Origin of the sequence: Psychromonas sp. MME2, from assembly GCF_040566515.1 — a bacterium.
Lineage (GTDB): Bacteria > Pseudomonadota > Gammaproteobacteria > Enterobacterales > Psychromonadaceae > Psychromonas.
Map to the genome: position 1 here is coordinate 965766 of NZ_JBEWXI010000002.1, position 25724 is coordinate 991489.

The 25724-nt window shown below is 41.7% G+C and carries 17 protein-coding genes, 1 tRNA gene, 2 rRNA genes and 1 pseudogene; 20 read left to right on the plus strand and 1 reads right to left on the minus strand.

Going from position 1 to position 25724, the window contains the following annotated elements; genetic code table 11:
- Positions 1-536 precede the first annotated feature (536 nt).
- From AB1A03_RS04850 to AB1A03_RS04875, 6 genes are read left to right on the plus strand one after another with little or no spacing between them, the layout of a single operon-like run.
- Positions 537-887: a YqcC family protein gene (locus AB1A03_RS04850; protein ID WP_354623435.1), complete on the plus strand. Its 351-nt coding sequence runs from the start codon at positions 537-539 to the stop codon at positions 885-887.
- A gap of 34 nt (positions 888-921) precedes the next feature.
- Entirely contained in the window at positions 922-1653 is a 732-nt protein-coding gene (truC, locus tag AB1A03_RS04855; protein WP_354623485.1) for a tRNA pseudouridine(65) synthase TruC, read from the plus strand.
- Between the two features lies 1 nt (position 1654).
- Entirely contained in the window at positions 1655-2449 is a 795-nt protein-coding gene (locus AB1A03_RS04860; protein WP_354623436.1) for a hypothetical protein, read from the plus strand.
- 8 nt (positions 2450-2457) lie between these two features.
- The gene (locus AB1A03_RS04865; RefSeq protein ID WP_354623437.1) at positions 2458-3192 is read left to right on the plus strand and encodes a 5-oxoprolinase subunit PxpA; all 735 of its coding nucleotides are present in this window, start codon (positions 2458-2460) and stop codon (positions 3190-3192) included.
- Positions 3193-3200: 8 nt separating this feature from the next.
- Positions 3201-3896 (plus strand): 5-oxoprolinase subunit PxpB, encoded by a 696-nt coding sequence (gene pxpB / locus AB1A03_RS04870; RefSeq protein WP_354623439.1) that lies wholly within the window; start codon positions 3201-3203, stop codon positions 3894-3896.
- Positions 3889-4848 carry a 5-oxoprolinase subunit C family protein gene (locus AB1A03_RS04875; protein ID WP_354623441.1) on the plus strand — a complete coding sequence of 320 codons (960 nt, stop codon included), beginning with the start codon at positions 3889-3891 and terminating at the stop codon, positions 4846-4848. The genes pxpB and AB1A03_RS04875 overlap by 8 nt, the downstream gene beginning before the upstream one ends.
- A gap of 63 nt (positions 4849-4911) precedes the next feature.
- Here AB1A03_RS04875 and AB1A03_RS04880 read toward each other — a convergent pair whose 3' ends face one another.
- Positions 4912-5979, minus strand: coding sequence for a DUF4382 domain-containing protein (locus AB1A03_RS04880; RefSeq protein ID WP_354623443.1), 1068 nt, complete (start codon positions 5977-5979; stop codon positions 4912-4914).
- A 126-nt stretch (positions 5980-6105) separates the two neighbouring features.
- Here AB1A03_RS04880 and AB1A03_RS04885 point away from each other — a divergent pair, with 126 nt between their 5' ends.
- The 14 genes and pseudogenes from AB1A03_RS04885 to AB1A03_RS04950 all read left to right on the plus strand — a co-directional run.
- Positions 6106-6561 carry a GNAT family N-acetyltransferase gene (locus tag AB1A03_RS04885; protein WP_354623444.1) on the plus strand — a complete coding sequence of 152 codons (456 nt, stop codon included), beginning with the start codon at positions 6106-6108 and terminating at the stop codon, positions 6559-6561.
- 40 nt (positions 6562-6601) lie between these two features.
- Entirely contained in the window at positions 6602-7123 is a 522-nt protein-coding gene (locus AB1A03_RS04890) for a thermonuclease family protein (protein WP_354623446.1), read from the plus strand.
- Between the two features lie 374 nt (positions 7124-7497).
- Positions 7498-8739 (plus strand): malic enzyme-like NAD(P)-binding protein, encoded by a 1242-nt coding sequence (locus tag AB1A03_RS04895; protein ID WP_354623447.1) that lies wholly within the window; start codon positions 7498-7500, stop codon positions 8737-8739.
- Between the two features lie 209 nt (positions 8740-8948).
- Positions 8949-13508 (plus strand): annotated as a pseudogene (locus AB1A03_RS04900) (ATP-binding protein).
- An 80-nt stretch (positions 13509-13588) separates the two neighbouring features.
- Positions 13589-14353: a class I SAM-dependent methyltransferase gene (locus AB1A03_RS04905; protein ID WP_354623448.1), complete on the plus strand. Its 765-nt coding sequence runs from the start codon at positions 13589-13591 to the stop codon at positions 14351-14353.
- 377 nt (positions 14354-14730) lie between these two features.
- Positions 14731-16719 (plus strand): methyl-accepting chemotaxis protein, encoded by a 1989-nt coding sequence (locus tag AB1A03_RS04910; protein ID WP_354623449.1) that lies wholly within the window; start codon positions 14731-14733, stop codon positions 16717-16719.
- Positions 16720-17128: 409 nt separating this feature from the next.
- The gene (locus AB1A03_RS04915; RefSeq protein ID WP_354623451.1) at positions 17129-17464 is read left to right on the plus strand and encodes a hypothetical protein; all 336 of its coding nucleotides are present in this window, start codon (positions 17129-17131) and stop codon (positions 17462-17464) included.
- A gap of 83 nt (positions 17465-17547) precedes the next feature.
- On the plus strand, positions 17548-18192 hold the full coding sequence (locus AB1A03_RS04920) for a DHH family phosphoesterase (protein WP_354623453.1): 645 nt from the start codon (positions 17548-17550) through the stop codon (positions 18190-18192).
- The gene (locus AB1A03_RS04925) at positions 18132-18464 is read left to right on the plus strand and encodes a DHHA2 domain-containing protein (RefSeq protein WP_354623486.1); all 333 of its coding nucleotides are present in this window, start codon (positions 18132-18134) and stop codon (positions 18462-18464) included. Before AB1A03_RS04920 ends, AB1A03_RS04925 begins: the two co-directional genes overlap by 61 nt.
- Before the next feature lie 103 nt (positions 18465-18567).
- Positions 18568-19917 (plus strand): UDP-N-acetylmuramate:L-alanyl-gamma-D-glutamyl-meso-diaminopimelate ligase, encoded by a 1350-nt coding sequence (gene mpl, locus AB1A03_RS04930; RefSeq protein ID WP_354623454.1) that lies wholly within the window; start codon positions 18568-18570, stop codon positions 19915-19917.
- Positions 19917-20531: a flavin prenyltransferase UbiX gene (locus tag AB1A03_RS04935; protein WP_354623456.1), complete on the plus strand. Its 615-nt coding sequence runs from the start codon at positions 19917-19919 to the stop codon at positions 20529-20531. Before mpl ends, AB1A03_RS04935 begins: the two co-directional genes overlap by 1 nt.
- A 568-nt stretch (positions 20532-21099) precedes the next feature.
- Positions 21100-22644: ribosomal RNA gene (locus AB1A03_RS04940) — 16S ribosomal RNA — on the plus strand.
- Positions 22645-22786: 142 nt separating this feature from the next.
- Positions 22787-22862: transfer RNA gene (locus AB1A03_RS04945), tRNA-Glu, on the plus strand.
- A 527-nt stretch (positions 22863-23389) separates the two neighbouring features.
- Positions 23390-25724: ribosomal RNA gene (locus AB1A03_RS04950) — 23S ribosomal RNA — on the plus strand; the annotation flags it as partial.

Consider the following 25724-nt stretch of genomic DNA (forward strand, 5'->3'; position numbering starts at 1 on the left):
TTAATTAAAAGTATTGAACGTCAACTACTGCCATACACTATAAGCAGCCATTAATTTTTAAACATAACAGCTTATATAAATGGCATCATCTGATGCATCGCCACCTATCTTATTTGGAATTGTCACAACATTATCTATTAATTATCACTTAATCAATTGGTTCGCTAACTATTTGTACAGATTTTGATTTGAGATAGATATGACACTACAACCTATTACCTTTTGAATGGAAAGTCGGGGGGGGGGGGGGGGCTATACATTTACCCCCAACAAATTAACAGCTTAACCTTTTAAGGCGGTGGGTTTGATCAAGGTAAAATGTAACATTATTCACTTTTCGACTGTGACAACGCTGGGCTGGTTTGTGTGTTAGCCCCCGTAGGGCACGGAAAAAGCTGCAGTTATAAAATCTCTATTTAGCATAATAATTATTCAATTTTATCCCTAACATCTCGACACTCTTTTTATGACTGACTTTGCATCTTGAAGTATCATGGGTATATTAGTTGTTTACTCGTTAAAATTAGGCACGATTAATGATTGAAATTGAACCTGAGCGCCAAACGCGCCATTTACTCGCTGCACTTTTACATCAGTTAGAAAGTGAACTGCGTTTACAGGCTCTATGGCAACGTGACCCACCGAGCGAAGCGGCACTACAGAGTCGCGAGCCTTTTGCTATCGATACTTTAAATTTTGTGCAATGGCTGCAGTTTATTTTTTTACCTAAGATGATTAATTTACTGCGTTATTCTTTACCTTTACCAACAACAATCTGCGTTGCCCCTATGGCCAATGAATATTTTAAGGCGCTACCGCTAGATAGTCGTCAAATAGAGGATATTATTAGTCGTATTGACCATTTGCTAAGTGAGCCCCATGAATGAAATTGATGCCTTGATCGAAGATCAAGATTTACAGATGACGGTGACTAGCCCAGATCTTGATATTCTTTATCAGGATGATTTTTTAGTGGCGGTTAATAAACCCTCTGGTTTGTTAGTGCACCGAAGCTGGATTGATACGCACGCCACTGAGTTTGCCTTACAAAAAGTGCGTAATCAAATTGGCCAATATGTTTTTCCGATACACCGTTTAGATAAGCCGACTTCGGGCGTTCTCTTGTTTGCACTTGATAAAGAGAGTGCCAAACAGATTAGCGCTCAGTTTGCCGAACATTCCACCACCAAACGTTATTTAGCGGTAGTGCGCGGCTTTTTAGCTGATGGTGAGTTGGATTATGCGTTGCGTGAAGATCTCGATAAAATTGCCGATAAACAGGCGCAGCAAGACAAACCGCCGCAACCAGCGCAAACGCAATACCGTTGCTTAGCGCAAACCCAGTTACCTATTGCCGTTCGTCCCTATGATTCATCACGTTACAGCTTAATGGAGCTGACACCGAAAACGGGGCGCAAACATCAGTTGCGTCGTCACATGGCGCACTTACGTCACCCTATTATTGGTGATACTTCTCACGGCGATGGTAAACATAATGCCATGTTTAGAGAGAACTTTGCTTCCCATCGGCTATTACTGCATGCGGCTTATTTATCCTTTGTGCACCCACAGAGTAAGCAGTTGCTAGAAATTAATGCGCCATTAGATGCTGATTTTGTCTCTCTACTGGCTGCCTTAAAACTGGATTATTAATATGAATCAGGCCATTAAAGTCGTCATATTGTTGATTATTGCCTCACTGTTTAGCGGTTGGTTGTGGCATAGCCATCACGATTTAATTGATGAGTGTGGTCATAGTAAAACGCTTAATCAAGATCAGCGACAAAGTTGCAACCAACGTATCACTAAGCTGGTCAAAGAGGCGTTGAGTGGTAGTCATCCTGTCACCATTGATATTCCCGAACATGATGCAAAAGTGACCTTAAATAAAATGCAGTCCGTGCATCATCGCCTCTACTTAAGAGGAGATTATCAACTCATGTTAAGGGAGGCTACAGCGCAACAGGAAGCGTTATATGATAAAGGGGTAGGGCTATTAAACCTTGCTAAAGTAACCCTATTAAATAGGCAGCAAGGGCCTCTTCTCTATTTTGCCGCCCCTTTTGTTATTAATGTGGCAGGTAGTGGTGTCTTTTTTTATGTCGGGCTCTTTTCCTATGACTTAAACACGCAGTTGAGTGACCATGTTGACTCGCTGTTTTTGGGCGATCGTATTCTTGATGAACATATTGAGTTAATTCATGATGGGCTTCGCATTTCTTTTTTACAACATGGTGAGCATCAATCACTGAGTGAGTATCCTAATCACCGGATTGAAAAAAAACTACAGCTGCTCAATCTATTTCAAACGAATAGCAAGGCCAAATTTAACGAAGTTAAACCTATGCATCATCGCGTGGATACCGATCGCGATGGCAGCAATGATTGTAAAAATGATGGCAGTTGTGACCATAGTGTTGACGACAGCCAACCACATCCGGCGTCGTGAGGATAACTATGAAATTAAATTGTGATATGGGTGAAAGTTACGGTGCTTGGAATATGGGCGCAGATGCACAGGTGATGCCTTATATTGATCAAGCTAATATTGCCTGTGGATTTCATGCTGGCGATCCCGATGTGATGTCGGTTACTATCGCCTTGGCTAAACAGTATCAGGTACAAATTGGCGCTCATCCTGCTTATCACGATATGCAAGGCTTTGGGCGTCGTTCAATCGCCCATAGCCCCGCGCAAATTACGCGTTTAATCTGTTATCAAGTCGGAGCACTGGATGCGTTATGTGCATTGCATGGCACACAATTAGCCTATGTGAAGCCTCATGGTGCGTTATACAACGATATGATGGTTGATATAGGTCTCTTTAGTGCAATTATAGATGCGCTTGCTAGTTTTAAGCAGCCATTGGCTTTAATGATTTTGGCTCGACCTGATTTGCAGGCGTATCAAAAAATAGCTGCGAGTGCGGGGGTAACCTTGCTCTATGAAGCCTTTGCCGATCGCGCCTATGATGATCAAGGTTATCTGCTATCACGCAAAGAGCCCGGAGCGCTGTTGAGTGATCCCGCTTTAATAAAAAAACAGGTTCAGCTGCTGATTGATGAACAGCGTGTCATTAGTGTTAGTGGTGAGTCTATCAAATTGCCGGTTGATACTATCTGTGTTCATGGTGATAACCCCGTTGCAATTCATCTCATTAGCGAGTTGCGACAATTAATTATTAATCGCTGAGTGAACAAATGACAACTATCTCTCCTGTTAATGAAAATTGTTTTTTGATCCAATTAGCCCCACAAATTGACCTCTCTTTAATTGATCAAATTGCCTATTGGGTGACGCAAATAGAGTTACAATTGGGCGCTGCTTTACTCGATATAACCCCGTCTTACACCACCATTTTAGTTGAGTATGACCTGCTACAGGTAAGCCCGCTGGATGTCGCTAAACAGTTAGAGGCGATCATCGCGCTTGCCCCCTGCGAGGTTCAAGGAAAAGAAGAGACTCATTTAATCGAGCTGCCTGTATTTTATGATGTGAGTGTCGGTTGGGATCTCGATGCCTTATCACAACGGACAAACTTAACCGTTGCTGAAATTATTCAATTACACAGTGAGACTATTTATCGGGTTTGTGCCATTGGCTTTGCACCGGGATTTGCCTTTTTAGCAGAGGTGCCCGCCGCTATTCAAGCTCCCCGTCACGCTACACCTCGTCATTTTGTACCTGCTGGCAGTGTCGCTATTGCCGATGCACAAACTGCGGTTTATCCAAGCGATAGCCCCGGTGGCTGGCAAATTATAGGTAACTGCCCGATCACTTTGTTTGATCATCATCGCGATCCCATCACCCCTTTTAAGGTTGGTGATAGAGTCAAGTTTACTGCCATTTCAGCGACGCATTTTGCCGAATTAGGCGGAGTCGTTCGCCATGAATAATTCAATTGGCTTAGTGGTAAAACAGGCTGGCATGTTTAGCCAATTACAGGATGGCGGTCGCTATGGTGTTGCCAAACAGGGGTTAAGTCAGGGGGGATGCTGTGATGAAATAGCCGCTGGTTGGGCTAATTATCTACTTAAAAATAGATCGGATAGTTGCTTGCTTGAAATTACCTTTGGTCAATCTGAGTTTTTTGCTGAGTGTGATTGTCAATTGGCCTTAACGGGGGCTGATATGCAGGCGGTTATTCGTCACTCATCTGGACAAAAAACAGTGCAGCGTAATAACCGAAGCTTTATTGTTAAACGCGGCGAATCATTACAACTGGGATTTGCGCGTAGTGGTATGCGCGCTTATTTAGCGGTTCAAGGTGGCTTTCAAATTGCGCAACAGTACGCCAGTAATAGCACCGTAGCGCGTAATGCGATTGGGGGGCTCAATGGCGATGGTGGACAACTGCAAGCGGGTGACCGGTTAGCCATCTTGCCACAACGTATCGAACAGCATCAATTTGTAATGCCAAGTCAATATGTTCCCAATTATGAACAATCGGTTACGATTGGTGTGATTGAATCTTATCAGGTAGATACATTTACTGCAGCACAGAAAAAGCAGTTTTATAGTGGCGAATATTGCATTTCTGCACAAAGTGATCGCATGGGCATGCGCCTCACGGGGGAGCCATTAGCCGGAGATTTAAAGGGGATTATTTCCGAGGGCATTGCCTTGGGGAGTATTCAAATTGCCGCAGATGGATTGCCCATTATTCTATTACAGGATAGACAAACCCTAGGTGGGTATCCAAAAATAGGGTGTGTAGCACGCTCTGATTTAAGTTTATTAGCACAGCAATCGGTAGGAAAAAAAGTTCGTTTTAAACCCGTTTCATTAGATGCGGCGCAATTACGTTATCAACAGCGGCTCGCTTTTTTTAATGGAGATCGCTTTTAAACGCAGATAAAAAATGCCGCGGTTAAAGGTGCGGCATCAATAAATACAGCGTTATTTCTGCGCTTACTGCTGTTCGCTAATGGTCGCAGCGGTCACCGTTTCTCCTGCAATAACACTCACATTCACGGCTGGCGCATTTTGATAAATAAGGCTAGGCACAGGTGGCTCGGTGACGTTAGGATCGGCAACAACGGGCTCAGCAAGCTCGGTATCATCGCTGCTACAGGTGTAACCTATGCTGTAATCTCCCACTCGTACAAAACCAAACTCATATTCATAGAGGGTATCACTCTCTACTATACGTTCGTTTACTTTGGCAGCGGCAAGTGGCGCTAGCATTGGTTGCCCTAGGTAGCTGTATTGCGCTATTTCATCGTTTCTGAAGTCACCCATTAAACTATTTTCTGTTTGTGGGTAAAGATAAGCCATGGCAACACTACCAAGACAATTATTCACAACGTTACTATCAACAGATCCTTGAATTGTGCCTGCATCATCTGCATGGACCAATTCATAGCCAGTGGGTTTTAAGGTCCAATAATCTTTATTACCTACGGGGGATTTGAGTACTTTCATCAGGTTAAATTCAGCAACTAAATAATTATTGCCTGCATGAATGGTAAAGGTGTCTGTTTTTAAACGTCCGGTCATTGCTTCATCATCGGGTTTATAACCCGCACAGGAACCATTTGATGGTGTTTGTAATCCCTTAACGCTATTGTCTTCCTCGACAACGTAGGAGTCATCGGGGTTTCCGGATCCAGTTCCATCTACGATGTAAATACACATCTGATAATCGCCAGGGACAAGCGATATTCCGGTAAATAGTTGTGCGGCATCTTCGCCTTGAAATTGCAATAGATCTACTTGGCGATACTCTGTCTCTGCACCTTGTTCATCTTGCATAGCGATGATCTCTCCGGGTTGTCCGTCATTTTCATCATTATCAACGCGTTTTATAGATACATTTTTAAATGCAATGACCACATTTTGTACATTTTCTGGGCTGTCGGAGACGGCAAAAGTGAGTTGCGCACTTTTACTTTCAAGGCCATCACCGCTTCCACCACCGCAGGCGGTTAATGATATGGCTAATGCCGATAATAAACTCACTTTGTTTAATATGTGCATAAAAAATACTCCCTTATTATTGATACAGGTATAGGCTTTACTTAAAGGATACAATCATTATAGTCGCTATTACATTATCGCGTGTTTTAGTGGTTATGTTATCAGCTGCAACTAGGGAGTCATTCATTGAGTTATCAGATACAGGCAATAGGCGCAGAGCACGATCATGCACTACGTTTAATTATCGAGAGTGTGGGTGCTGAATATGGCGCAATCGGTGAAGGTTTTGGCCCCTCGGATGAGGAGGTTAAGTGTATGAGCAAACACTATCAAGAGGATAATAAAAGTCTCTACTTGGTAGCTATAATCAATGGTAAGGTTGTCGGTGGTTGTGGTATCGCCCCTTTCATTGAGCAGCAAGGCGTCTGTGAATTACGCAAGTTATTTCTTATACCTGAAAGTCGTGGCTTAGGTATTGGCAAGGCGCTCGCACAGGCTTGTCTTGATTTTGCTAAACATAACGGTTTTCAACGCTGCTATTTAGATACCCTAGCAACGATGCAATCCGCTATCGCGTTATATATGCAGCTTGGCTTTACCCATTTATCGCAACCGTTCGGGGACTATTCACGATGGCTGTGACGTTTGGATGATTAAAGATATTTAATGGAAAGGGGGCGGGATGCGTCTATTTATTATTTTATTTTCTGCCCTTTACATTTCTCTTTACATTTCCTATGCCGGTGCCGCTTGCCCTGCTGTTACGTGGCAGGAAACGGTCACCCTAAAAAAAATCAATGATGGCGATACGGTCACCCTTAGTGATGGTCGTTTAGTGCGCTTTATTGGTATTAATACACCAGAGATTAACCACCGAGAGCGGCATAAATCAGAACCCTTTGCGATTGATGCGAAAATACTATTAGAAAAGTATATTAATAAGGGGGATAAGTTACACCTTGTTTTTGATAAACAAAGACAGGACAAATATGGACGATTGCTCGCCTATGTCTATAGTAAGACGGGACGCAATCTAGCTTTGTTACAATTGCAAGCAGGATTAGCGGAACAATGGGTGGTTGCTGGTAACGACCGCTTTTGGTCATGTTTTCAAGGTGCGGAAAATCAAGCGCGGGCCGCTAAAAAAGGGATTTGGTCAAGTTTTACCCCCTTAAGTGCTACTGATTTAAAAAAGAGCTATTAAGGTTATCTCTATGTTACGGGGAAAATTAGCAATATCAGTGAAGATAGTAAAAATATCCTATTGACCTTAGATAACCATTTAATGGTGAAAATTAAGCGTGATTGCCTGCCATTATTTGCTGGAATTAATTTTTCACGACAACAATCTCTGCTGTTAAGGGGACGGTTGACTCTCTTTAAGGGGAAACCCTATTTAGCGCTTTATCACCCTGTACAAATATTGCACTAGTCGTTTGGATAGAGAATGAATTTTTATATTTTCGTTGCTAATTGCTGTAAATAAGTAGTTATATAAAAAATTAACACTGTAAATCTGTTTATATTTTGACTATCATCACACTCTTTTTTTGTCCTTTCATACAATGGAATTTAGAAATGTCAGATTTACGCCAACAAGCGCTTGATTATCATGCTTTTCCAAAACCCGGGAAAATTAGCATTGAAATAACGACGTCAGCTGAAACTGCTGATGATTTGTCGCTAGCATACAGCCCCGGTGTGGCAGAGCCCGTTCGTGAAATAGCGGCTAATCCAGATGACGTCTATAAATATACTGCAAAAGGTAATTTAGTGGCCGTTATTACGAATGGCACAGCTATTTTAGGCTTGGGTAACTTAGGGCCGCTTGCTTCAAAACCGGTAATGGAAGGCAAGGCGCTGTTGTTTAAACGTTTTGCGGGCCTTGATGCAATTGATATTGAAGTAAAGCATCGTACATCTGAAGAGTTTATTAATACCGTTGCTAATATTGCAGATACCTTTGGGGGGATTAACCTTGAAGATATTAAAGCGCCAGAATGTTTTGAAATTGAAAAAGCATTAAAGGCGCGCTGTAGTGTCCCTGTTTTTCACGATGATCAACACGGTACTGCGATTGTAACCGCCGCAGCGATGATCAATGCATTGGAAATTCAAGGTAAAAAAATTGAAGAAGCCAAAATCGTTTGTATGGGTGCTGGGGCCGCTGCAATTGCCTGTATGGAGCTTTTAATTAAATGTGGTGCGCTGCGTGAAAAGATTTATATGTTAGATCGCAAAGGGGTTATTCATACCTGTCGTGATGATATCAATGAATATAAAAGACGTTTTGCAAATAATACCGACCAACGTACATTGCAAGATGTGATGAACGGTGCAGATGTTTTTGTTGGTGTATCCGGGCCAAATGTTTTATCGGCTGAAGATGTTAAATTAATGGCTGCAAACCCAGTCATTTTTGCCTGTTCAAACCCTGATCCAGAAATCAATCCAGAACTAGCACACTCTGCACGTGCGGATCTTATTATGGCGACGGGGCGCAGTGATTATCCAAACCAAGTGAATAATGTTTTATGTTTTCCATTCATTTTCCGTGGTGCACTGGATGTACGTGCGACTGAAATTAACGATGCAATGAAAGTGGCTGCTGTCCATGCTATTCGTAAAATTGCAAAACAACCAGTACCAGAGTCGGTCCTAAAAGCGAGTGGTTATTCTTCGCTAAGTTTTGGAAAAGGTTATATAATTCCAAAACCGATGGACCCACGTCTACTAAAAGAAGTTGCAGGTGCCGTTGCACAGGCTGCTGTTGATACAGGTGTTGCACAAATTGCATTACCTGACAATTATTTAAATTAAGTGTTCTATATTTCTGCTATTTGTTGGGTGTTGTTAAACGAATAGCAGAAATTGCTATACTATTTATAATTAATTACTGTTCGAATCTCACAGAATACGATTTATTACCTGATGATTTCACTCCTTGCTATAATCAGTACTGGAATCATAAGTTAATAAGTTGTAAATTATTGCGTTTATTTTTTAATACTATTTTGTAAGGGTATTGTATGCTAGGGAAACCTTCATCTCAGTTTGAAGCAAACCATATTGCTGATCCACTATTTCTTCATGCTGAGCATATCGCTAAAGACTTCTCGCTATTTCCAGATAATTCATTACCATCAAATACAGAACATTTAGAAGGCTTGATTGATCGCAAGCGAATTAAATCAAATTTAAAGACAATTAAAAAGTTAGATGTTGATGCTTATATTGCGCGCACAGTTGAACCCGCGGAAGATAATAAACGCCCAGGCGTAAAAAGCATTGTTGCTGGCTTTAATGGTAAAATTGTTACCGAACAAGTCAATGGGGCATTTTATAGTGCAGAAATAGAACTGGATTTTGGTGGCTATAGTCGTCGAATTGGTGTTATTGGCCAAGAGCGTAGTTCTAATAATGGCGCTTGGATGCCTGAGCACCATTTAGCGGCCAGCAAAGCAATCCGAAAATTTGCCGATTTATCAATGCCGATTGTTTATCTGATAGATACCCCTGGAGCGGATGCTGGTGAAGTCGCTAATAGTCAAAACCAAGCGCATAGTATTTCTCAAATGATCACAGAAAGTGCGAATGTTGACGTCCCGACAGTGGGTATTATTGTTGGCGTTGGTTACTCTGGCGGCGCAATTCCATTGGCAACGGCTAATATTTTACTTTCGGTACGTGATGGTATATTTAATACGATTCAGCCTAAAGGCTTACAAAGTATCGCGCGTAAATATAATTTATCATGGCAAGAATGTGCTCAGTCAGTTGGCGTATCACCTGAAGAGTTATATGAAACAGGTTGTATTGATGGAATCATTGATTACTCTCCTGTGGACCAAGATGAGCGTCAACACAATCTTCAAAAAGCGGTGGTTTCAAGCATCTTATCGATTGAAACGACATCTGTTGAATTCGTGCGTAAATACCCTGATATTTTAGAACACTATAATCGCAGTTTAAGACGCTATTTAGAGCCATCAAGTAAATTGTTAGCGATTGAAAGTGCATCTGAAAATGCACGTCTTGTCGCTAAAAATCCGACAGTACATAATAATGCCTTTGGTACAACTTATCGTTACATGCGTTATTTAACATTACGTTCGCGTATTCGTGCTATTTATAAAGGTGAGTATGGTCGTTTATCTAAGTTAACCATTCCAGAAGGTGATCTTAAAGCTCGTGTAAAAGCAGATCGTAGAGAAGTGTTTGTTACGTGGTTAAATAGCCCTGATAAGCTTATTTACGATGATACCCTCAATAAAAACTGGAAATCATTCTTAGCAAAACGAGAAGATAAAAGTGTTGAACGTAATATCTTCACGAAATTAATTTTGGGTGAGCCACAAGCTAACTACGATAATGCACGTAGTGAATTGTTAATTAATTTAACGTGGTCTTTATATAATCGCTGGAAAAGTAGCGCTGAAAATAACTTTAGAGAATTGATTTCACATCTTGAAGATGAAGTTAATGTACCTGTTACAGACTCATGGCCAGATATCAGTCAGCTGACTACTCTTGATGTGGTTACACACCATGATACAAGAGAGTGTTTCTTGCTGCATTGTCGTCATATGCTTGTATTTAATGCCCTTTATGATAATACCATGGGGAATTTAGCTTCTATTGCAAAAGAAGCAATGGCAACTAAAGAGTTGTCTCGTGAGTCTGTTAGCTCTTTGGTGCGTAGTTCATTAAAAGTGGCTTTAAGTAAAGTGAGTGAAGATGACTATGAGCAGTTATCGTTGACCTTTAACGCATGGCTAAAGAACTTTTCAGAACAAAGTAATCGTGGTGAAACCTTAGCTAAAGTGGAAGAGTGGAAGAGTATTGGTGCTCCGCAAATGAACTCAAGTTTATTTGTTGTCTTAACCTATTTATTCGAAAAAATATTACCTTCTTACTATAAAAGTCGTGAAGATGCTTCGCAGTACAATGGGGCAATTAACCCTGTACGTATTGGTCGCCGCAAAGATTTCTGGAACCGTCTAACAATGGGGTATCAAGATTTTTTAATTCAAGCTGTCTTGCGTAATGAGAAAAATAAAAAGAATAACTCGCATGAAAAGATTATTGAGAAATTCTTTACCAATTTCCAAGAAGCTAATGCAGATTTGATGACCGCAAATTTACTTGAGTTTCCGGGATTCCGTTTATCTATTGAAGAAGCGCTTGATAAAAATATTAAGCCATGTGGGTTAGTAACGGGTATTGGTGAGTTTAAACTAGAAAGCGGTGCTAACCAAAGGGTGGGGATTGCTGTTTCTAACTTATCATTCCAAGCGGGTGCCTTTGATATGGCTAGCGCAGAAAAATTCTGTGCGTTATTGGTTAAATGTGCTGAGCAACACCTACCTGTTGTTGCGTTTATAAGTTCAGGTGGGATGCAGACCAAAGAAGGTGCTGCAGCGTTGTTCTCAATGTCTGTTGTTAATGACCGTATCACACGTTTTATTCGTGATAATGATTTACCTGTTGTTATGTTTGGCTACGGCGACTGTACGGGTGGTGCACAAGCGAGTTTTGTTACTCATCCCTTGGTACAAACCTATTATTTATCGGGTACCAATATGCCGTTTGCTGGACAAATGGTGGTACCTGCATATTTACCTTCAACCGCAACGTTATCGAACTACCTGTCTCGTGTACCAGGCGCAATGGATGGCTTAGTTATTAATCCATTCTCGGATGACCTCAACGATAAATTAATCGATATCGATGAAAATATGCCAGTGCCAGTGATAACCATTGAAGAAACGATTCAACGCGCATTAATGGGCTTTATACCTGTTTGTGATATCAACGTTGATGATTTTTCACAGGCAGATCCACGTGAATTAATGTCGCCAGTGAAGAAAGTTCTCGTCCATGCTCGTGGCTGTACTGCGGTTAAACTTATTCGTAAAGCACAAGATAACAATATTAATGTTGTCCTTGTTGCATCGGATCCGGATATGACATCCGTACCTGCAGATATGCTTGGTAAAGGCGATAAACTTGTCTGCTTAGGCGGTAATACTTCAGATGAGAGTTACTTGAATGCTAGCTCTGTATTGAAAGTTGCTGAATATGAAGAAGTGGATGCATTGCATCCTGGCATTGGGTTCCTATCTGAAAGTCCACAATTTGCCGATTTATGTGTAAGCCATGACATTAATTTTATTGGCCCAAGCATGAACAGTATGCTGACTATGGGGAATAAATCTAACGCAATTAAAACGGCACAAGAAAATGGAGTGCCTGTTGTTCCTGGTAGCCATGGTATCTTAACGGGTGCAGAACAAGCGCTTGATATTGCTAATAGCATAGGTTATCCCGTACTGCTTAAAGCAGTTAATGGCGGTGGTGGTAAAGGTATCTTGGTTATTGAAAAAGCTGAAGATATGTTTGCTGGCTTCAACCAAGTATCGGCCGAAGCGCGTGGGGCATTTGGTAATGGCGATTTATATTTAGAAAAATATATTACTTCATTACGCCACATCGAAGTACAACTGTTGCGTGATAAACACTGTAATACTAAAGTGCTTGGTATTCGAGATTGTTCTGTACAACGTAATAACCAAAAAGTTGTCGAAGAGTCTGCATCGACGATGTTGCCTGCTAAACTTGAAGCAGAAGCGTTAAAGCATACTGAAGCTTTAGCGGATGCTGTTGATTATATGGGTGCGGGTACGGTTGAATTCATTTATGACTTAGACCAAGATGCTATCTACTTTATGGAGATGAATACACGTCTACAAGTTGAGCATCCAGTAACAGAGGCAACGTCTGGTATTGATATTGTTAGTGCACAATATGCGATTGCTTCAGGTGAAAGTATTGCAGATATGCAACCAGGTAAAATAGGTTATGCCATCGAAGTGCGTGTAACGGCAGAGAAAGCGGCCCTTGATAATAATGGTGTGATGCAGTTATTACCTCATCCAGGTAAGGTCGTTGAATATGTAGTGCCTGAGCAAGATGATGTTGAAGTTATTTCCATGATTGCCGAGGGTAAAGAAGTATCGCCATATTACGACAGCTTAGTCGCACAGTTTATCTGTCACGGCAAGGATCGTAATGATACGGTTAAGAAGTTACTTAAATTCTTAGATAATATTGTCATCAAAGGGATTGCAACCAATATTCCTTTATTACAACGTATCTTAAAAGATGAGGCCTTCTTAAAAGGCGTTTACGATACCACTTATTTACCTAAATTTATGGCTAAACTAGACCAGCAAGTGATGATTGCCGAAATGGAAGCGTCAGCTTCTACGGGTGGTGAAGATTGATCTATCCGTGTTGATGGTAGTAATGAACTTAAAGTGATTGCACAAAGTGCCGGTATTTTCTACCGAGCATCTTCGCCTTCTGAGCCAGATTTTGTATTGGAAGGTGATATTGTGACTGTGACAAAAACATTAGGTTTAATGGAAGCGATGAAGATGTTCTCACCAGTAACATTAGATAGCTTTAATCGTCAAGATGCCGTTTTATATGATCCTGAAACTAAATTCCGTGTCGAGCGTATTATCAACGCCAACGGTCAGCAAGTTTCAAGTGGTGACTTGTTATATATAGTAACGCCCTTATAAGGTGTAGCTTATAATAAAAAAGCCAGTCGATTGACTGGTTTTTTTTTGAATAAAAAGTAATTTTCGCTGAGACGAATGTAATGAATATTGATATTCCTTTAATCTGTAATGATGCAATACTAAGCGCAAAAGCAAAGTTATTACGTGAAAAATGGGGCTTTTTAAGCACCCGTAATGACCATTTTCAATTACATCTTTTACCCGACCATCTTGCCCTAGAGCAAGTTGATGATGCTAAGCAAGGCTTAGTTTTTGTCGATTTTGTATCAGGGGCTGTTGCTCATCGCCGTAAATTTGGTGGTGGTAAAGGACAATCCATTGCCAAAGCCATTGGTTTAAAGGCGGGTGTGCAGCTTGATGTGATTGATGCGACGGCAGGACTTGGGCGAGATGCCTTTGTATTAGCATCTCTGGGCTGCAATGTCACCTTAGTTGAACGTTCTCCGGTGGCTGCTGCTTTGCTGGAAGATGGATTAGAGCGAGCTTATATGAATGTCGAAATTGGTAGTTGGATGCAACAACGCATGCGCTTGCATTTTGGCTCTGGCTATGAATATTTACAACAGCATGAAACGGATGTGGTTTATTTAGATCCGATGTTCCCACACAAAAAGAAATCGGCATTAGTTAAAAAAGAGATGCGCGTTTTTCAAGGTGTCGTCGGGGCGGATCTAGATGCGGATAATTTACTTGAAGTTGCGCTAAATGCAGCCCGTTATCGTGTCGTTGTAAAACGTCCCGATTACGCGCCCTATTTAAATGACAAAAAACCGACTATGACCATTAAAACTAAGAAAAACCGCTTTGATGTTTATGTGAAGAAGGCTATCCCTACTATTAAATAACCTAAACGGAGGATCATCAACATGTTGTACCCCTCCGTTGGTATTAGATGATTGAAAGTAGGCAATACATTGGTGATACTCTGCTAACGAAAATTTTATTGTCGATATTTAGATGTTTGATATCTATTTCCCTAAATTAGTTCTGCAGTTATTGAGTAGTTAAGCTAACATTAATCCATGTATTTTATTTATACCATTCCGCATAATATTGTGGTCAGGGCTTGTTAAGGAAAATGATGGAGAGCAAGGCGTATGATTGAGTAATAGCAGGCTATTACGATTGAATGCAACGCAGCTATCTATTATTTTAACCAACAAAATAGATCAGATACTTATACGGATTGGTATTAATTAATAGCGCTCAAAGGAACTGAAAAATGAAATGGATAGGTAATATAAGTATCATTCAAAAACTCGGCTTAGTCATCCTACCACCACTACTAGCCAGCCTGGTTTACGGTCTAATTTTACTTAATGATAAGTATCAGTATCGTGAAGATTTATCAAGGGTTCAGTCATTAAGCCTATTATCAGTTAAAAATAGTAATTTGGTTCATGAATTACAAAAAGAACGAGGAATGAGTGCAGGCTTTATTGGTTCTAAAGGTAAGGCATTTGCTGATAAGCTGCCAGCCCAACGAACATTGACGAACAAGGTCCGGGATTCATTTAATCAGTTTCTATCTACCCATATTTTACCTGTTGGTTTTCAATCTGAAATATCTCAGGTGCAAGAGCAGCTGGCGATATTGCCATCAGTGCGTCAACAAGTTGATGATTTATCTATATCGGTTGCAGATGAAGTTGCTTATTATACGAAGCTAAATGCTATTTTATTAAGCATTGTTGATTTGACTGCTAAAAGTGGTGCAGATCAATCTATCGCGATAAAAGCGGTTGCTTTTAGTGCATTTTTACAAATGAAAGAAAGGGCGGGTATTGAAAGAGCGGTTTTGAGCTCTACTTTTGGCCAAAATGGTTTTAAAGTAAACACCTTTACGCGCTTTGTCACATTAGTTGCTGAGCAAAATAGCTATCAAGAGCGCTTCTTAGCCCTTGTAGCTGATGAGTTAAAACGCGATTACCAAACATTGCTAAGCAGCGATGCAATGAATAAAGTAACAATGTTCCGTAAAATTGCGTTATCTCAGGATAGCGTGCAAATCGCAACACAAAATCCTGTGGATTGGTTTACTACATCGACTGATTGGATTGAGTTACTTCGCAAATTTGAAGGTCAATTAGCGGATGATTTAGTCGCTGTTACACTTGCTCAACTTGAATCCTCTACAAGCTCTATGATTTGGCTGGCAAGTTTGTTTTTCGTGATGTTTCTACTCGTTGTTATATTAAGTTTTTCGGTTGCAAGATATCTTCATCAAAACCTTTACTATGTCGCGAGTCGTATTAGTGATTCACGAAGAAAATTCGATTTAAGTGTACGCATAGACCATGAAGGAAATGATGAGTTTGGTGAGTTAGCTACTGCTTTTAACGATATGATGTCGGATTTTGAATCTGTCATTCAAAGTGTGCGTGCTAGTTCAAGTTTGATTATTGATTCGGTTAACCAACTTAATGGCTACACGGGCAAAATGCAAGACGATATTTCCATCGGTTATTCTGAGGCAGAGCAGGTGGCCTCTGCCATGACTGAAATGAGCGCTACTGTTGCCCAAATTGCTGCAAATGCGGTAGAAGCAGCGCAGGCATCATCAAGCGCTAGTCAAGAAGCCAGTGAGGGTCGTATTGAAGTCGACAAAACAAGTGAATCGATAAAATCATTGGCGGATGAAATGGCGCATGCATCTAATTCAATTAATGAATTGGACAAAGAAATACATTCCATTGTCAGTGTGCTCGATGTTATTTCTGGTATAGCGGAGCAAACCAATTTACTTGCTTTAAATGCCGCCATTGAAGCTGCCCGGGCTGGAGACTTGGGACGCGGTTTTGCGGTTGTAGCCGATGAGGTTCGTAATCTTGCGCAGCGAGCAAAGGAGTCAACGTCAGATATTAAAAATATGACTGAGCGATTAAAAACGGGAGCCTCTGTTGCGGTGAAATCAATGGAAGTCGGACAAGTAAAGGCTGAAGAAAGTGTTATAGAAGCAGAAAGGGCTGGAAATGAGTTGACGCGAATTGTCTCTCATGTTTGTGTTATTGATAGAATGAATGAGCAAATAGCAACGGCTACCCATCAACAGTCCGCAGTGGCAGATGATGTTAACCATAATGCACTTAAAATTAGCGATATTTATCAAAATACAAAAGAAATAGCCGATCAAATTAGTTTGCTTAATACTAAGCTTTTATCAGCTTCCAATACGATGTCACAGCAAGTGAGTAAATTTACGTTAAGTTAACCTGATATTGTACTCAGCGATATTTAAAATGTAAGTCTATTGCAGTATATAAATATATTGAAAAGGTGGTCTCCTGTTTCGATCTGAGTGTTGTTTTATAGATAATACTCAATGAAAGGCTTTGGCCTTATCTGACAACCGTTATATTTTGTGCCAAAATATAACGGTATAAATTTTTATTATTCTTCTATAAGTGTCTGTGTTTATACCAATCGGATTAAGTATGTGATCTAAATTTTACGCAGGAAAAATGGCTTAATTTGAGGCGTAAGTTGACGCAAATGGTTGTTCCCTTTGCGAAACTTACAACAAAAAAGTAAGTTATTTTAACCAGTAAAATAGATCAGCTATTTATTCCGATTGGTATTACTATTGCAATTAAAGAATAATTGCCAATGGGAGAGCTGTTATGTCATTGAAATTATTCGTTGTCTTAAGCCTTGTTTTATCATTGAGTTGCATTGCGGGTGAGATCACCATAGATAAAAGAGATTCTGTTATTCGTAACGATATCTTTGATGCCAAAAGGGAACGAGCTGCAGAGTATAAGCGTAATGAAGAACAGAGGCGGATTAATAATCAAGTCTGGTTTTATGAATTACCATTGGGGTGTGCTTTTTTTAAGCGTGCATACCTAATCTACCGCTGTACGGATGGGCGCTACCTTCGAGGTGATGACCTTAATAATAAACCGAGATATCGACAACTCTCACCTGCGGAAGTAGAAACGATTAATGAAAATTAAAAAAAACTTATTTTACGCTTAAATATTATTTGCAGATCGGTTATTCTGCATGCAATACCTTAATATCAAAATTGGAAAACGAGATGATTGTACTAGGACACCAGAACCCAGATTGTGATAGCTTATGTTCAGCTATCGGACTTGCTAGCTTATTTAATAAATTAGGTAAGGAAGCGACCCCTGCTTTACAAGGAGAGCCGAATCCTGAAGCGCTTTTCTTATTAGAACAGTCAGGTTTACCACAACCAGAGATTCGTACCTCTGTTGCAGGTGAAGAGATCTTTATTGTTGACTATTCTGATTGGGGACAGGGCACGGAAGATATGAAAAAAGCAACAATACTTGGTATTGTTGATCATCACAAATTGGGTGACATTACGACATCGACCCCATTAGAGTGCTGGATTTGGCCTGTTGGTTGTAGCGCAACGATAGTCTACAACATGTATAAATTTCATAATCAAACGCCAGATGCGACTGTGGCTAAAATGATGATGGGGGCTATCATCTCTGATACCGTTAATTTCCAAGGCCCAACAACAACGGATATTGACAAAATAGCAGCGCAAAATCAGCTAAAATTGCCGGTGTTGATGATATGCAAGCCTTTGCTGAAGCGCAATTTGAAGCTAAATCGGATATCAAACTTGTCCCTGCTGCAGAACTCATTCTACGCGATCAGAAAGTATTTGAAATGGGCGGTGAGAAGCTGGCGATCGGTCAATTAGAGTTAACTTCACTGGAAACTGCATTTTCAAAGAAATCAGATATGTTGATTGAAATGGGGCAGTTGCAAGCAGATAAAGGTTTCCATTCGACCATCGTGTTATTAACGGATATTAATAAATTAGATACAACCGCTTTGATTATTAGTAAAGATGCTAACAAGGTGGCAGCAGCACTCAATAGCAAAGTTGTTGATCATGCCATTGAATTACCCGGTGTCGTAAGTCGTAAGAAGCAAATCATTCCTTTCTTACAAGCGGCATTCGAAGCTTAATCATTATATAAAAAAGATAGGGCGAATATCTTCGGGTATTCGCCCTTTTTTATTGCTCTACTTTCAGTTACTCTCACTTTTCTATCTATCGTTTGAGGTTTTTATGCATATTCATATTCTTGGTATCTGTGGCACTTTTATGGGCGGTGTAGCGCTTCTTGCAAAATCATTGGGTTATAAAGTTACGGGCAGTGATAAAAATGTCTATCCACCGATGAGTACACAGCTTGAAGAGCAGGGGATAGAATTAATTCAGGGCTTTGATCCAAAACAGTTAGATATAAATCCAGATCTTGTTGTGATCGGTAATGCCATGAGTCGAGGTAATCCCTGTGTTGAAGCCGTATTAGATAAACAAATCCCCTATATCTCTGGCCCGCAATGGTTATTAGAACATGTTTTAAAAGATCGCTGGGTCTTAGCTGTTGCAGGTACCCACGGTAAAACATCTACGTCTAGCATGCTCGCATGGATCTTAGAGTATGCGCAGATGAAACCAGGCTTCTTAATCGGTGGGGTGCCTGAAAATTTTGGCCTCTCTGCAAGATTAGGTGAAACGCCTTTTTTTGTTATTGAAGCCGATGAATATGACAGTGCTTTTTTCGATAAACGATCTAAATTTGTACATTATCATCCTCGCACTTTAATACTTAATAACCTTGAATTTGACCATGCTGATATCTTTGAAGATTTAAATGCAATTAAAAAACAGTTTCATCATTTAGTGAGAACCGTGCCAAGCAGCGGTCGAATATTTATCCCCAATCAAGACCAAGCATTAATGGCTGTCAAACAGATGGGGTGTTGGAGTGAAGTCGAATATTTGGGGGAAGATTGGTCAACCCAAAAAATTAAACAAGATGGTAGCCTGTTTGCTGTTTATTTAGAGGGAAAAAAACAGGGAGAGGTAACATGGCATTTAATGGGCGACCATAATGTCGCTAATGCACTGGCGGCAATAGCTGCGGCGCGTCACGTTGGAGTAACTCCTGAAATCGCAATAGCTGCATTGACCGAATTTAAAAGTATTAAACGTCGCATGGAAGTAAAAGGTATTGTCAATAATATTACTGTTTATGATGATTTTGCCCATCATCCGACAGCTATTCAGACGACCATCGCTGGACTACGAGCCAAAGTGGGTAAAGAGCGAATTATTGCTGTATTAGAGCCGAGATCAAATACGATGAAAATGGGCGTTCATAAGGAAGCGTTAGTTAATTCATTAGCAATGGCGGATGTTGTCTATTGTTTTGAAGACGCCAATATTGACTGGTCTATCCAAGCTCTTTTTGCTGAGCAAGTACAACAAGTTACTGTAGAGCATGATATTGAAGCATTAATAAAGCGCTTGGTAGACACTACACAATCGGGCGATCACCTATTAATTATGAGTAATGGTGGCTTTGCTAACATCCATCAGAAGTTACTTGATCGATTAAAGGAGGAATAATGGAATATAAAGATACGGTGACATTAGCGGTGACAGGTGCGTCGGGTAGCGGTTATTTTTTACGTTTATTAGAGCAGTTGGTATGTGCAAAGGTTAAAGTTTATTTACTGCTCTCGGAAGCTGCCAAGATTGTATTAAAAACAGAAGTCGGTGAAGATTGGCCTGAAGGTGCTCCAGCAATAAACGACTTTTTAGTTGAACGGTTTAATAGTAAGGAGGGACAAATTACTTTCTTAACGGCTAAAGATTGGTTTTCACCCGTCGCATCCGGTTCATCCGCACCACATAAAATGGTGATATGCCCATGCAGTTGTGGCACATTGGCTTCTATCGCCAATGGTTTATCAAATAATCTTATAGAGAGAGCTGCGGATGTTATCTTTAAAGAGAAAGGGCAATTAATTGTAATGCCAAGGGAGACACCATTTTCTACATTACATTTAAAGAATATGCTTACCTTGTCAGAGTTAGGGGCTACCGTAATGCCATTAGCACCTGGATTTTACCATCAACCAAACTCAATTGAAGAATTACAAGATTTTATGGTCGCGCGAGTGATGGATCATCTTAAGATTGCCCATAGTGTTGCTAAGCGTTGGTGTGAAGAGCAATAAAAATCACAAAAGAGTAATATTAGTGTTATTTTTAACCATAAATATAACCTTTTAATAAATAGTGTTTTTATTTGTAATAAACGCTTGCCAATGTGATCTTAATCCCTATAATGCGCATCCACGGAAACGGGCTGGCTACTGTGCCAACACTGAATCCTAGAACAATCCAAGATGCTTTTTAATGACTCGTAGAGTTGATTGAAAAGAAATTAAAATCTTGACATTGTTTGCAGGTAGCGTAATATGCGCACCTCGCCGCAAGGCACGCTCTTTAACAATTTAATCAAACAATCTGTGTGGGCACTTATTGTTGATGTGATTTCAAATAATCAAAAAGTAACGCTTCTGCTTGCAGAAAGTTACACCTAACTTGTTTAGGTAACATCAATAGAAGTGACACACGAATTAATTCATTTACATTGAAAGATTTATCTTTCAATGATTAACAGGCCAAATATTTATATTTGGTGATTAATTCAGAATAACAAGTACTTCGGTACTTAGTTTTAGTCAGTAATATTGAGCTTGGTTAAATTCTACTTCGTAGAAAATAACCTAATTAAACTTTAAATTGAAGAGTTTGATCATGGCTCAGATTGAACGCTGGCGGCAGGCTTAACACATGCAAGTCGAACGGTAACAGAGAATAGCTTGCTATTTTGCTGACGAGTGGCGGACGGGTGAGTAATGCTTGGGAATTTACCTTGTTGTGGGGGACAACAGTTGGAAACGACTGCTAATACCGCATAATGTCTTTTGACCAAAGGTGGCCTCTATTTATAAGCTATCGCGACAAGATGAGCCCAAGTGGGATTAGCTAGTTGGTAGGGTAAAGGCCTACCAAGGCGACGATCCCTAGCTGGTCTTAGAGGATGACCAGCCACACTGGAACTGAGACACGGTCCAGACTCCTACGGGAGGCAGCAGTGGGGAATATTGCACAATGGGGGAAACCCTGATGCAGCCATGCCGCGTGTGTGAAGAAGGCTTTCGGGTTGTAAAGCACTTTCAGCGAGGAGGAAAGGGTGCAGGTTAATACCCTGTATCTGTGACGTTACTCGCAGAAGAAGCACCGGCTAACTCCGTGCCAGCAGCCGCGGTAATACGGAGGGTGCGAGCGTTAATCGGAATTACTGGGCGTAAAGCGCGCGTAGGTGGTTAATTAAGTCAGATGTGAAAGCCCAGGGCTCAACCTTGGAACTGCATTTGAAACTGGTTAACTAGAGTTTTGTAGAGGGTGGTAGAATTTCAGGTGTAGCGGTGAAATGCGTAGAGATCTGAAGGAATACCAGTGGCGAAGGCGGCCACCTGGACAGAGACTGACACTGAGGCGCGAAGGCGTGGGGAGCAAACGGGATTAGATACCCCGGTAGTCCACGCAGTAAACGATGTCTATTAGAAGTTTGTGGCTATATGCCGTGGGTTTCAAAGCTAACGCATTAAATAGACCGCCTGGGGAGTACGGCCGCAAGGTTAAAACTCAAATGAATTGACGGGGGCCCGCACAAGCGGTGGAGCATGTGGTTTAATTCGATGCAACGCGAAGAACCTTACCATCCCTTGACATCCAGAGAATCACCAAGAGATTGATGAGTGCCTTCGGGAGCTCTGAGACAGGTGCTGCATGGCTGTCGTCAGCTCGTGTTGTGAAATGTTGGGTTAAGTCCCGCAACGAGCGCAACCCCTATCCTTATTTGCCAGCGGGTCATGCCGGGAACTCTAGGGAGACTGCCGGTGATAAACCGGAGGAAGGTGGGGACGACGTCAAGTCATCATGGCCCTTACGGGATGGGCTACACACGTGCTACAATGGCAAATACAAAGGGTTGCTAACCTGCGAGGGTATGCGAATCTCATAAAGTTTGTCGTAGTCCGGATCGGAGTCTGCAACTCGACTCCGTGAAGTTGGAATCGCTAGTAATCGTGGATCAGAATGCCACGGTGAATACGTTCCCGGGCCTTGTACACACCGCCCGTCACACCATGGGAGTGGGCTGCACCAGAAGTCATTAGCTTAACCTTCGGGATGGCGATGACCACGGTGTGGTTCATGACTGGGGTGAAGTCGTAACAAGGTAGCCCTAGGGGAACCTGGGGCTGGATCACCTCCTTACGTAAAGAAACACATTAACGAGCCTTTCGGTGAATTTGCTTAGGCAAATAAACCTCCTGGCCACGCTAATTTGCTTAGGCAAATTACGTGTTAGTGTTCACACAGATTGTTTGATTAGACTGAAGAAGTGCAGAAGTTCTATGTCCCCATCGTCTAGAGGCCTAGGACACCGCCCTTTCACGGCGGTAACAGGGGTTCAAATCCCCTTGGGGATACCACCTACACTACGATAAAAAAAGATACTTAATCTTTTTTTACTGTTCTTTGTGAAACCAAAAGAATCACTTTATAAATGTTCTCTTTAGAATGCTTATAAAGTGTCTTTCTTTGAAATATAAGTAACACTGCTCTTTAACAATTAGGAAAGCTGATAAAGTTCTGTTTGAACGTATCGATATTAATATCAATATGTTTAAACGAAACGAAATTGTTCTCAATGATTAGAATTTATTCTAGTTATTGTAATCAAGCAAAAATAAAAAGTTCATTTTTCACGTAGTGAAATGTGAACAGTACGTATCTACTCAATCATATGATTGATAGGTGCACGAAAAACGAATGTTGTTTTTTGTATTGTAAAATATGAGAAATCGCAAGCGTCTTGGAAACGACATACAAAACAAAAATCAGTATTAAGTAGTGATGCCAAATGGTGTTGCCCACTCAGACATTGACAAAAAGACGTTAATCTCTTGGGAACAACACCTAAAACGCGTCACTGCGTGACACTTTTTAGGTGTTGTATGGTTAAGTGAATAAGCGTGCACGGTGGATGCCTAGGCAATTAGAGGCGATGAAGGACGTGGTAATCTGCGATAAGTCCAGGGGAGTTGATAACAAGCGTTATATCCTGGAATTTCCGAATGGGGCAACCCGGCACTTAGTGTCATCGTTAAGTGAATACATAGCTTAACGAAGCGAACGAGGGGAACTGAAACATCTAAGTACCCTTAGGAAAAGAAATCAACCGAGATTCCGAAAGTAGCGGCGAGCGAAATTGGAACAGCCCTTAAGCTGTTTAGAAGTTAGTAGAATGGTCTGGAAAGTCCGACGATACAGGGTGATAGTCCCGTATATGACAACTTCTTTGCAGTGAAAACGAGTAAGACGGGACACGAGAAATCCTGTTTGAATATGGGGGGACCATCCTCCAAGGCTAAATACTCCTAATTGACCGATAGTGAACCAGTACCGTGAGGGAAAGGCGAAAAGAACCCCTGTGAGGGGAGTGAAATAGAACCTGAAACCGTGTACGTACAAGCAGTAGGAGCCGACTTAGTTCGGTGACTGCGTACCTTTTGTATAATGGGTCAACGACTTAATTTCAGTAGCAAGGTTAACCGTATAGGGGAGCCGTAGGGAAACCGAGTCTTAACTGGGCGAATAGTTGCTGGGATTAGACCCGAAACTTGGTGATCTAGCCATGAGCAGGTTGAAGGTTGAGTAACATCAACTGGAGGACCGAACCCACTAATGTTGAAAAATTAGGGGATGACTTGTGGCTGGGGGTGAAAGGCCAATCAAACCAAGAGATAGCTGGTTCTCCTCGAAAGCTATTTAGGTAGCGCCTCGTGTATCACTGTTGGGGGTAGAGCACTGTTTGGGCTAGGGGGTCATCCCGACTTACCAACCCCATGCAAACTCCGAATACCAACAAGTGCAATCACGGGAGACACACGGCGGGTGCTAACGTCCGTCGTGGAAAGGGAAACAACCCAGACCGCCAGCTAAGGTCCCAAAGTATATGTTAAGTGGGAAACGATGTGGGAAGGCTTAGACAGCTAGGAAGTTGGCTTAGAAGCAGCCATCTTTTAAAGAAAGCGTAATAGCTCACTAGTCGAGTCGGCCTGCGCGGAAGATTTAACGGGGCTAAACATATCACCGAAGCTGCGGATGCTTATTTATAAGCATGGTAGAGGAGCGTTCTGTAAGCCGTCGAAGGGAAAGCTGTAAGGCATCCTGGAGGTATCAGAAGTGCGAATGTTGACATGAGTAACGATAAGGGGGGTGAAAAACCTCCCCGCCGGAAGACCAAGGGTTCCTGTCCAACGTTAATCGGGGCAGGGTGAGTCGACCCCTAAGGCGAGGCCGAAAGGCGTAGTCGATGGGAAACGGGTTAATATTCCCGTACCCTTATATTTTGCGATGGGAGGACGGAGAAGGCTAGGTGGGCCTGGCGATGGTTGTCCAGGTTCAAGTATGTAGGTGGAAGACTTAGGTAAATCCGGGTTTTCTTAACACTGAGATACGATGTCGAGTCACTAAGGTGATGAAGTCATTGATGCCATGCTTCCAGGAAAAGTCTCTAAGCTTCAGAAATATAAGGATCGTGCCCGAAACCGACACAGGTGGTCAGGTAGAGAATACCAAGGCGCTTGAGAGAACTCGGGTGAAGGAACTAGGCAAAATGGTACCGTAACTTCGGGAGAAGGTACGCCGCTGACGGTGAAGTCCCTTGCGGATGGAGCTATTGGCGGCCGAAGATACCAGATGGCTGCAACTGTTTATTAAAAACACAGCACTGTGCTAAATCGCAAGATGACGTATACGGTGTGACGCCTGCCCGGTGCCGGAAGGTTAATTGATGGGGTTAGACTTAGGTCGAAGCTCTTGATCGAAGCCCCGGTAAACGGCGGCCGTAACTATAACGGTCCTAAGGTAGCGAAATTCCTTGTCGGGTAAGTTCCGACCTGCACGAATGGCGTAATGATGGCCATGCTGTCTCCACCCGAGACTCAGTGAAGTTGAAATCGCTGTGAAGATGCAGTGTACCCGCGGCTAGACGGAAAGACCCCGTGAACCTTTACTACAGCTTAGCAGTGAACTTAGAGCCTACATGTGTAGGATAGGTGGGAGGCTATGAAGCGTTGTCGCCAGATGACGTGGAGCCGACCTTGAAATACCACCCTTGTATGTTTTGAGTTCTAACCATGGCCCCTGAATCGGGGTTTGGGACATTGTTTGGTGGGTAGTTTGACTGGGGCGGTCTCCTCCCAAAGAGTAACGGAGGAGTACGAAGGTTGGCTAATCACGGTCGGGCACTAGTGAGGTTAGTACAATGGTATAAGCCAGCTTAACTG

Excerpts from the sequence above, each read along its gene's own strand:
- AB1A03_RS04850 (WP_354623435.1), top strand. The coding sequence starts at position 537 with ATGATTGAAATTGAACCTGAGCGCCAAACGCGCCATTTACTCGCTGCA.
- truC (WP_354623485.1), top strand. The coding sequence starts at position 922 with ATGACGGTGACTAGCCCAGATCTTGATATTCTTTATCAGGATGATTTT.
- AB1A03_RS04860 (WP_354623436.1), top strand. The coding sequence starts at position 1,655 with ATGAATCAGGCCATTAAAGTCGTCATATTGTTGATTATTGCCTCACTG.
- AB1A03_RS04865 (WP_354623437.1), top strand. The coding sequence starts at position 2,458 with ATGAAATTAAATTGTGATATGGGTGAAAGTTACGGTGCTTGGAATATG.
- pxpB (WP_354623439.1), top strand. The coding sequence starts at position 3,201 with ATGACAACTATCTCTCCTGTTAATGAAAATTGTTTTTTGATCCAATTA.
- AB1A03_RS04875 (WP_354623441.1), top strand. The coding sequence starts at position 3,889 with ATGAATAATTCAATTGGCTTAGTGGTAAAACAGGCTGGCATGTTTAGC.
- AB1A03_RS04880 (WP_354623443.1), bottom strand. The coding sequence starts at position 5,979 with ATGCACATATTAAACAAAGTGAGTTTATTATCGGCATTAGCCATATCA.
- AB1A03_RS04890 (WP_354623446.1), top strand. The coding sequence starts at position 6,602 with ATGCGTCTATTTATTATTTTATTTTCTGCCCTTTACATTTCTCTTTAC.
- AB1A03_RS04895 (WP_354623447.1), top strand. The coding sequence starts at position 7,498 with ATGTCAGATTTACGCCAACAAGCGCTTGATTATCATGCTTTTCCAAAA.
- AB1A03_RS04905 (WP_354623448.1), top strand. The coding sequence starts at position 13,589 with ATGAATATTGATATTCCTTTAATCTGTAATGATGCAATACTAAGCGCA.
- AB1A03_RS04910 (WP_354623449.1), top strand. The coding sequence starts at position 14,731 with ATGAAATGGATAGGTAATATAAGTATCATTCAAAAACTCGGCTTAGTC.
- AB1A03_RS04915 (WP_354623451.1), top strand. The coding sequence starts at position 17,129 with ATGTCATTGAAATTATTCGTTGTCTTAAGCCTTGTTTTATCATTGAGT.
- AB1A03_RS04920 (WP_354623453.1), top strand. The coding sequence starts at position 17,548 with ATGATTGTACTAGGACACCAGAACCCAGATTGTGATAGCTTATGTTCA.
- mpl (WP_354623454.1), top strand. The coding sequence starts at position 18,568 with ATGCATATTCATATTCTTGGTATCTGTGGCACTTTTATGGGCGGTGTA.
- AB1A03_RS04935 (WP_354623456.1), top strand. The coding sequence starts at position 19,917 with ATGGAATATAAAGATACGGTGACATTAGCGGTGACAGGTGCGTCGGGT.